The organism is Gammaproteobacteria bacterium, from assembly GCA_011682695.1.
Classification (GTDB): Bacteria; Actinomycetota; Acidimicrobiia; order Spongiisociales; family UBA4744; genus BMS3Bbin01.
The window spans coordinates 1-8244 of record JAACED010000078.1; the positions used below are offsets into that span (position 1 = coordinate 1).

General features: G+C 63.0%; 12 protein-coding genes. 1 reads left to right on the forward strand and 11 read right to left on the reverse strand.

The genetic code is table 11. The features are described 5' to 3' along the window. The 10 genes from GWP04_11360 to murI all read right to left on the reverse strand — a co-directional run. The coding region (locus GWP04_11360) for a F0F1 ATP synthase subunit alpha (GenBank protein ID NIA26149.1) at positions 1 to 1365 on the reverse strand (1365 nt) is incomplete at its 3' end. Positions 1366 to 1380: 15 nt separating this feature from the next. Next, positions 1381 to 1914 carry an ATP synthase F1 subunit delta gene (gene atpH / locus GWP04_11365; GenBank protein ID NIA26150.1) on the reverse strand — a complete coding sequence of 178 codons (534 nt, stop codon included), beginning with the start codon at positions 1912 to 1914 and terminating at the stop codon, positions 1381 to 1383. A 3-nt stretch (positions 1915 to 1917) separates the two neighbouring features. Further along, positions 1918 to 2463 (reverse strand): F0F1 ATP synthase subunit B, encoded by a 546-nt coding sequence (gene atpF / locus GWP04_11370; GenBank protein ID NIA26151.1) that lies wholly within the window; start codon positions 2461 to 2463, stop codon positions 1918 to 1920. Beyond that, positions 2463 to 2711 (reverse strand): ATP synthase F0 subunit C, encoded by a 249-nt coding sequence (gene atpE, locus GWP04_11375; GenBank protein NIA26152.1) that lies wholly within the window; start codon positions 2709 to 2711, stop codon positions 2463 to 2465. The genes atpF and atpE overlap by 1 nt, the downstream gene beginning before the upstream one ends. After that, positions 2707 to 3477, reverse strand: coding sequence for a F0F1 ATP synthase subunit A (gene atpB / locus GWP04_11380; GenBank protein ID NIA26153.1), 771 nt, complete (start codon positions 3475 to 3477; stop codon positions 2707 to 2709). The genes atpE and atpB overlap by 5 nt, the downstream gene beginning before the upstream one ends. Next, positions 3474 to 3842: a hypothetical protein gene (locus tag GWP04_11385; GenBank protein ID NIA26154.1), complete on the reverse strand. Its 369-nt coding sequence runs from the start codon at positions 3840 to 3842 to the stop codon at positions 3474 to 3476. Before GWP04_11385 ends, atpB begins: the two co-directional genes overlap by 4 nt. Continuing rightward, entirely contained in the window at positions 3832 to 4053 is a 222-nt protein-coding gene (locus GWP04_11390) for a hypothetical protein (GenBank protein ID NIA26155.1), read from the reverse strand. The genes GWP04_11385 and GWP04_11390 overlap by 11 nt, the downstream gene beginning before the upstream one ends. Before the next feature lie 135 nt (positions 4054 to 4188). Next, on the reverse strand, positions 4189 to 5460 hold the full coding sequence (locus tag GWP04_11395; GenBank protein ID NIA26156.1) for a serine hydroxymethyltransferase: 1272 nt from the start codon (positions 5458 to 5460) through the stop codon (positions 4189 to 4191). A 46-nt stretch (positions 5461 to 5506) separates the two neighbouring features. Next, complete coding sequence (locus GWP04_11400) at positions 5507 to 6049, reverse strand: threonylcarbamoyl-AMP synthase (GenBank protein NIA26157.1); 543 nt, start codon at positions 6047 to 6049, stop codon at positions 5507 to 5509. Further along, on the reverse strand, positions 6046 to 6852 hold the full coding sequence (gene murI / locus GWP04_11405; GenBank protein ID NIA26158.1) for a glutamate racemase: 807 nt from the start codon (positions 6850 to 6852) through the stop codon (positions 6046 to 6048). The genes GWP04_11400 and murI overlap by 4 nt, the downstream gene beginning before the upstream one ends. 101 nt (positions 6853 to 6953) lie before the next feature. On the opposite strand from murI, the gene GWP04_11410 reads away from it, so the two are divergent. Further along, a complete protein-coding gene (locus GWP04_11410; GenBank protein NIA26159.1) occupies positions 6954 to 7361 on the forward strand; it encodes a hotdog fold thioesterase in 408 nt (135 codons plus the stop codon). Here the strand turns inward: GWP04_11410 and GWP04_11415 are convergent. After that, a complete protein-coding gene (locus GWP04_11415; protein NIA26160.1) occupies positions 7101 to 8234 on the reverse strand; it encodes a HemK family protein methyltransferase in 1134 nt (377 codons plus the stop codon). The genes GWP04_11410 and GWP04_11415 overlap by 261 nt on opposite strands. Positions 8235 to 8244: the final 10 nt, after the last annotated feature.

The window sequence follows — 8244 nt, forward strand, 5'->3', positions numbered from 1 at the left end:
GTCCCCCACCGGAATGTCATCCATGAATCCGTTGGTCACCGCATAGACCACGAGCACCTGTTCCTCGACCGAGACCGGCGAGAACTGCGGCTGCTTGAGCACCTCGACCACGCGACGGCCCCGTGCCAGCTGAGCTGCACTGGCCGCATCGAGCTCGGAGCCGAACTCGGCGAATGCCTCCAGCTCACGAAACTGTGCCAGGTTGATTCGCAGCGGTCCGGCGACCTTCTTCATGGCCTTGATCTGCGCGTTGCCGCCAACCCGCGACACCGAGATGCCGGCGTTGATCGCTGGGCGAACACCCGAGTAGAACAGGTCGGTCTCGAGGAAGATCTGCCCGTCGGTGATCGAGATCACGTTCGTCGGGATGTAGGCGGACACGTCTCCCGCCTTCGTCTCGACGATGGGCAGCCCCGTCAGCGATCCCCCGCCGAGATCGTCCGAGAGCTTGGCGCAGCGTTCGAGAAGCCGGCTGTGAAGATAGAAGACGTCGCCCGGATATGCCTCACGGCCTGGAGGACGTCGCAGCAACAGTGAGATCTCCCGATAGGCAACGGCCTGCTTGGACAGGTCGTCGAAGACGATCAACGCGTGCTGACCCTTGTACATCCAATGCTGAGCGATCGCCGAACCTGCATACGGTGCGTACATCTGCAGCGCCGCAGGAGCCGATGCCGCTGCGTTGACCACCACCGTGTACTCCATCGCACCGTGCTTATGGAACGCATCGACAACCTCGGCGACAGTTGAAGCCTTCTGGCCGATGGCGACATAGACGCACTTCACGTCTTTGCCCTTTTGGTTGATGATCGCGTCGACCGCGATCGCCGTCTTGCCGGTCTGGCGGTCACCAATGATCAGCTCCCGCTGTCCGCGACCGATCGGGATCATCGCATCGATCGCCTTGATCCCCGTCTGAAGAGGCTCTTTGACCGGCTGGCGCTGCACGACCGAAGGAGCCTGCACTTCGAGAAGACGGCTCTCCGTCGTATTGATCGGGCCTTTTCCATCGAGAGGGTTGCCGAGCGAGTCGACGACCCGTCCGAGCATGGCATCGCCGACACCGATCGAGAGCACCCGACCGGTGGAACGAACGGGCGAGCCTTCCTCGACGTGGGAGAACTCGCCCATCAGCACGACACCGATCGAGTCCTCATCCAAGTTCAGGGCGACACCGAGCAGGCCCCCGGGGAACTCCAACAGCTCGGAAGACATGGCGTTGGGAAGGCCTTTCACCGTCGCCACACCATCGGCAAGCGTTGTCACATAACCGACTGTCTCGGCTTCGAGCTCCGGAGCCCAGCCTTCGAGATGCTTCCGCAGGGAAGCGGCGATGTCTTGCGGGTCGAGCGTCAGTTCAGCCATCGTTGCTCCTTCGCATCAGCGGCTCTGTAGGGTCTGGCGAAGACTCTCGAGACGATGACGGATCGATCCGTCGATCACCGTGTCGCCGATCCTGGCGACGATGCCACCCAAGACCGATGGGTCGACTACGAGCTTCACTTCAATGTTCTTTCCGGTCGCCTTGCCGAGAGCTTCCTCGAGCTTCGCAAGCGTTTCCGCGTCCAGCGGCACCGCCGCACGGACCTCGGCGATCGCCTTCTTGCGTTCCGCAGCGGCGCGCGCCACAAAGGCGTCGGCAACCGCCGGAAGGTCGCGTGCCCGACCCAGGCCGGCCACGAACCGTACAAATGCCGCGGTCAGGTTCGTTGCCTTGCGTTCCAGCAGATCGGCGAGAATCGCTTCCTTCCGCTCGGTGGGCAACCGCGGATCTGCCAGTGCATCGGCAAGTTCCGCGGAACCTTCGATTGCTCGAGCAACCGTGAACAGCTCATCCTCCACGGTCGTGAGCTGCCCTTCGGCACTGGCGATGGCGAAGATGGCGTCCGCGTATCCCACGATGCGCTCATCCATCGTCTAGCCCATCCGTTCGAGTTCTTCGAGGTAGCGGCCGATCAGGACCTCTTGCGCTTCGCGGTCCAGGCTGCCCTGCACGACCCGCTCAGCGAGGTCGATCGAGAGGTTGGCAACTTCCTGACGGACCTCGGCGAGTGCTCGCTCACGCTCGGCGGCAACTTCGCTTCTGGCCTTCGCGACGGTTTCCTCCGCCTCGGCCTGAGCTTTGGCGAGCAATTCGGAGCGCATCGCCTCAGCCGTCTGCCGGGCTTCCTCAATGATCCGATTGGACTCTTCTTTGGCGTTTGCCAGTTGTTCGCGATAGTCGTCCAGGAGTCCCTGGGCTTCCAGCTTGGCCTCTTCGGCCTCCCGCATGCCGCCGACGACAGCCTGCTGGCGTGCTTCGAGCGTTCGGTTGAGTGCTGGTCCCGCAAATTTCCAGAGCATGAACACCAGAACCGCGAAGCTCACGATTCCCCAGATCAGCTCGTGGATCTCCGGGAGGATCAAGAACAGGCCCGATCGCTCCTCGGCCGCGAGAACCAGTAGTGGCGCCGCGGCGAACATCAGACCTGCCCGAACAGGATGAAGAAGAGAAGGAGACCGAAGAGGGCGAGCGCCTCGGTGAAGGCGATACCCAGGAACATGGTCGTACGGACCTGCCCCGCCATCTCCGGCTGCCGGACCATCGCCTGCACGGCGTTGCCGACCACGATGCCGATACCGATGCCGGGACCGATGGCGGCGAGGCCGTAGGCCAGACCTGCCCCGAGAAGTGCTGCAGCTTGCTGTTCCAATGTAGTTCTCCTCTCAATGCTCCACGTGAATGGAGCTCTCGATGTAGACGGCGGTGAGCAGTGTGAAAATGAACGCCTGCAGGATTCCGACGAAGACCTCGAACCCGGTGATCACGATGGCAAACGCGAACGGAATCGGCCACGCGATCAACTTCGGACCGAACACGAAGTAGCTGGCCGTGGTGACGAAAAACACCGCCAGCATGATGTGGCCGGCGATCATGTTGGCAAAGAGCCGGACCGCCAGGCTGACCGGGCGGATGAAGAACGTCGAGATCAGCTCGATCGGGATGATCAACAGCAGCAACGGCTTGGGCACGCCAGGGGGGATGAGCGTGTGGACAATGTACATGATGCCGTGCTTCTTGAGCCCAACGAAGACGAACACGAACCACACGAAGATGGCGAGAAAGGCGGGGATGGCCATCCGGGACGTGACTGGGAAATTGATCAGCGGCGTGACCTCGAGAAGGTTCAAGAAGAGGAGCCAGAAGAACATCGGAATCAGCAGCCACTCGTACTTGACCGACTCCGGGCCGATGACGTCTCGCCCGATGTCCTTGCGGACGAAATCGACCATCGATTCGACAACCACCTGAAACTTCGTCGGGACGATCCGTGGCTTACGGAACGGAATATAGAGAAAAAGGAACGTCGCCAGGGTCGCGAGGAACATCAACAGCACGACGCGGTTGATCCCCCACGGCAACACGGCCGGCCAGTCGAACAACTCGTTGATGTCCGTGGGCACTTCCACGATCTGCGCCAGTACAACCGGAATCACCTGACAGCCTCCTTCCGGGCCTGCATCACGAGCAGCCCAATGTACGTAACTCCGAGACCCAGGAAGAGTCCGGTGCGATCTACTCCGAGAAACCTGAGCGCAACCCACACGAGTGCGGTCAACAGCACGAGCCGGACTACGAAACCTCCGAGCGCTGCCGCTCCAAGAGCGTTTGGAGAGCGCCGTCCGGCCCACGAGAGCGCCCTGCCGGAAAGTAGAAAGATGGTTGCGACGATGGCGGCGCCGACGAGTGCCGCGAGCCCTGCGGGAACACCCCCGATTGCCAGAGCAACGGCCGCAACGAGGGGGCCGAGCCACAGTGTCCTCCGGGCCATCTCGGAGCCCATCCTGGCTTCAACGTCCACGACGTTCCATCTCTCTCGCGTACAACAACATCCAGTAGAAACCAAGCGCAAATCCCGCGACGGTTCCAAGAGCAACGAACCACGGCCACGTACCCAACCAATGATCGAGCAGCCAGCCGAGTGCACCTCCCGAAACCGCCGACGCGAAGAACCTGCTCGAGATATCGGCTGCCTCGGCGATCCCCTTGCCCGCGCTGTAGTTCGGCGGCATCGTTATCGATCCCCGGTCGGTTTGCAAATCAGCCGGATGCTTCGCATCCGGTCATCGGATCTCGACGGTCGGCCAACAGTCAAGCGCACCGCATGATGACACGCGACTGATGGCTGTTCGCTGATGGCTCCCACTCTAAACGTGCCCGGGAAACTGCGCCTCGTAGGGAGGGAATCGGGAGGCCAGCTCGCCGGCTGCGCCCCTCACTTCTTTGAGCACGATATCGTCGTGACGTTCGCGAAGTGCTCTGGCGATGAGATCTGCGACGTGCTCGACCTCGGCCTCCTTCATGCCTTGTGTCGTCACCGCCGGGGTCCCGATGCGGATCCCACTGGTGATGAACGGCGAACGCGGATCGAACGGGATCGCATTGCGGTTCAGCGTGATCCCCAGGTCGTCGAGCAGCGTTGCGGCTTCCTTGCCGGTGAGTTCGTCGTCGATGCTGCGCACGTCGACCGAGAACATGTGGTTCTCGGTCGTGCCGCTCACGATGCGGAGACCGAGCGAAGTCAGCCGCCCCACCATCGCTTGGGCGTTGCGCACCACCTGGTACACGTACTCGCGATAGGCAGGTGTAGCTGCTTCCCGGAAGCAGACCGCCTTGGCGGCAATCTGATTGAACAGTGCTCCGCCCTGCGCTGTGGGGAACACCGCCTTGTCGATCGCCTTGGCGAACTCCTCTTTGGAGAGGATGAGGCCGCCCCTGGGGCCCCGTAAGGCCTTGTGGGTCGTCGCCGTGACGATGTCTGCGTACGGGACCGGATTGGGATATGCCCCGCCGGCAACGAGACCGATGAAATGGGCGGCGTCGACGACGAACACGGCCCCAACCTCGTCGGCAATCTCTCGGAACCCCTCGTAATCCAGACGTCTGGAGTAGGCCGAATAGCCTGCAAGCACCATCTTGGGTCGGTGTTCGAGCGCGAGACGCCGAACCTCGTCCATGTCGATGATCTCGGTCTTCGGGTCCACTCCGTATGCGACGAAATTGTAGAGATGGCCCGAGAAACTCACCGGCGAGCCATGGGTCAGATGTCCGCCCTGATCGAGGCGCATCCCGAGGACCGTATCGCCCGGTTTGATCGTTGCGAAATACGTCGCCATGTTCGCCTGCGAGCCGGAGTGCGGCTGGACGTTGGCGTGTTCTGCCCCGAAGAGATCCACCGCTCGCTGCCTCGCCAGATCCTCGACCTCGTCGACAACCTGACAGCCCTCGTAGTAGCGCCGCCGGGGATACCCCTCTGCGTACTTGTTGGTGAACACCGACCCCGACGCCTGCATGACGGCGCACGAGGCAAAGTTCTCCGAAGCGATGAGATGGATGTGTGAATCCTGGCGGATGACGTCGGCCTTGATGAGCGCGGCGACCTCCGGATCGGACACCTCGATGGGACGCAAATCAGTCATGGGAACCTCGGTTTTGAGTTCGCACCAGGCTACACGCGGCGAGCCATCAACCGATCGGGCCGACCCGCAGAAGTACCGGAGGGTCGACGGTGCAGTCGAGGACGGTCGACGGGGTTCCTCCTGGACTCCTGCCACCCAGATAGACCGCCACCTCGTCACCGAAGATGGCCTTCGCCTCCTGATCGTCGTGAGCGGCAGGTTCACCGCTTCTGTTCGCACTCGTGACTGCGAGAGGCCCGGCAACCTCGAGCAGCCAGAGAGCGGCAGGATGATCAGGCACCCGCACACCGATCGTGCCGCCGTGCGCCACGGGAAGGTCGCGTCGTGCCGGAAGGACGAGGGTCAGCGGGCCCGGCCAGTGCTCTGTTCCCAGCCGGGTCGCCGCAGCAGAGAACTCCACGAGGCCCGCTGCCTGGTACAGGGAAGTGACGAGCACGGGGAACGGGTGGTCACCGGCTCGGCCCTTGAGCAGTGCGAGACGCTCGAGCGCCGCGTCGTTCGCGGGATCGGCCGCAACGCCGTACACCGTATCCGTGGGAACGCCCACGATCTCTCCATCCCGGATGGCCGCCACGGCATCTTCGATCATCCCCACGGGACACCTCCGGATTCACGTTCCAGTTCGTCTACGAAGCCAACCGGTATCTCCTCGCCGCTCAACTCGAGGATCTGACGGGCAAATCGATCGGCGTCCCCCGTTGTCAGATACTCGGTGCGAGCGCCCGAGCGGATGGCCCCGTCAAGCATACGCACCGTCTGGCGAGCCACCGCGGGCGCGGGATCGATGACGGCGACGTTCCTACCGACGATTGCCTCGATCGCCGGTATCAGCAACGAATAGTGGGTACATCCGAGAACGAGCGTGTCGATATCGGCGGCGAGCAGCGGAGCGAGGTACATCTCGAGCATGGCGTGCACTGCTCCGGACTCGCCTCTCTCCACCGCCATAGCGAGCCCCGGACAGGCCTGATCGACGACGGAGACTCCTGCCGCGTGGCGATCCACGACAGAGGCGTACAACTCACCTTGGAAGGTCGCGTTGGTAGCCAAGACACCGACGACTCCTCGTGCCGTCTGCTCTGCAGCAGGTTTGACGGCCGGTTCCATGCCCACGAAGGGGATGCTCGGAAACAGGTGCCGCAGTGTGTGCAAGGCGGCGGCAGAAGCACTGTTGCAGGCAACGACGATCAGTCCGGCACCCCTTGCCAGGAGCATCCGAGTCACCGTTTCGGCGCGCCCGCGCACCTCGTCGAGGCTGCGCTCGCCGTACGGCGCCCACGCCTGATCCGCAAGGTAGATGATCGGGTGTCCCGGGACGAGGTGTTCGAGATTCCGCAACACCGACAGTCCCCCGACCCCCGAGTCGAAGATACCGATCGTCATATCGTCCACAGACACCATTTCACCACACCGGCGGTCGATCCACCCCTTCTCGTGACGCTTCACGGGAACTATCCGGTCCAACCGTCACGAGAACGGATTAGTTTCTGCTCATGAACCCAAAGACGATCAACGAGTTCCTTCGGCAATCGATGCCATCGGCAGGCGACATGGACATCACCTGCACCGAAGTCGACGCCAACAGAGCAGTGGTGCACTGGGAGTACGGGCCGCGTTGGCTACGTCCCGGCAACTACATCTCAGGACCACTGCTCATGACGATGGCGGACACTGCCCTGTACTGCGCCGTGTTCGGGAATCTGGATCGAATCGAGCCGATGGCGGTCACGTCCGAGCTGGCCACACACTTCCTTCGGCCCGCCGTCGACAGCGGTGTGACGGCTACGGCCACGTTGATCGAGGTGACCGGTCGGCGCGCCTACGGGGAGGTGCGAATGGTCCTCGACACCAACCAGATCCTCGTCGCCCACGCGACGGGAACCTACATCCTGCCCAAATAGCCACGGGTCCTCATGGCGTACCTCTGAGCCCTGGGTTCGGGGTTTCTCAGGTGTTGTTCTTGCGCTCCTTGCGGCCAACGAGGATCCTGGGCCGTCCGGTGAGATCGTTGCGGACCTCGCAGAACAGCCGGCCGCCGAACAGCTCCAACGCCCGCTCGCCCTGGGTCTCACCGATCTCGCAGAAGAACCAACCACCCTCGGCCAGCCACCAGTAGACCTCATCGGCGATGCGTTCCAGGATCTCGTCGCCATCCGGGCCCGCGACCAGCGCGGCGCGCGGCCGTACGAGCGGATCTCGTCGGGGAGCGCCCGGTATTCGGCTTCCGACACGTACGGCGGGTTCGTCACGAGGAGATCGATGCGACCGTTCATTGCAGCCGGGAGTGCCGAGAACAGATCCCCCTGGTAGAAATCCACGGCGAGGTCATTCATCGCAGCGTTCTCGGCGGCGAGTACAAGCGCTTCCTCCGACAGGTCGGTGGCCGTGATACGAGCCTCCGGAAAGGCCTTCTTGAGGGCCACGGCAAGCGCCCCCGAACCGGTACACAGATCGACGATTCGCGTACCGGATCCCGCACCACCGATGACCTGGGAGGCCTGCTCCCAGAGATACTCGGTTTCCGGACGAGGAATCAGAGCACGGCCATCCACCCGCAGGTCTGCCGGGCCGAACGGAATGATTCTTTCGAGGTACTGGAGCGGCTCGCCCGCTCTGCGTCGCACGACCAGACGGGCGAATCGTGCCGACTCCCCTGCCGTGGGCGCACCACCGGTGTAGAGGCCCGACCGGGACCGGCCCGTGACGGCCATCAACAGACGCTCCGCTTCGTGGAGCGGAAGACCGGAGTCGCGCAGGAGGGCGTCATCAGTCATCGGTCATCAG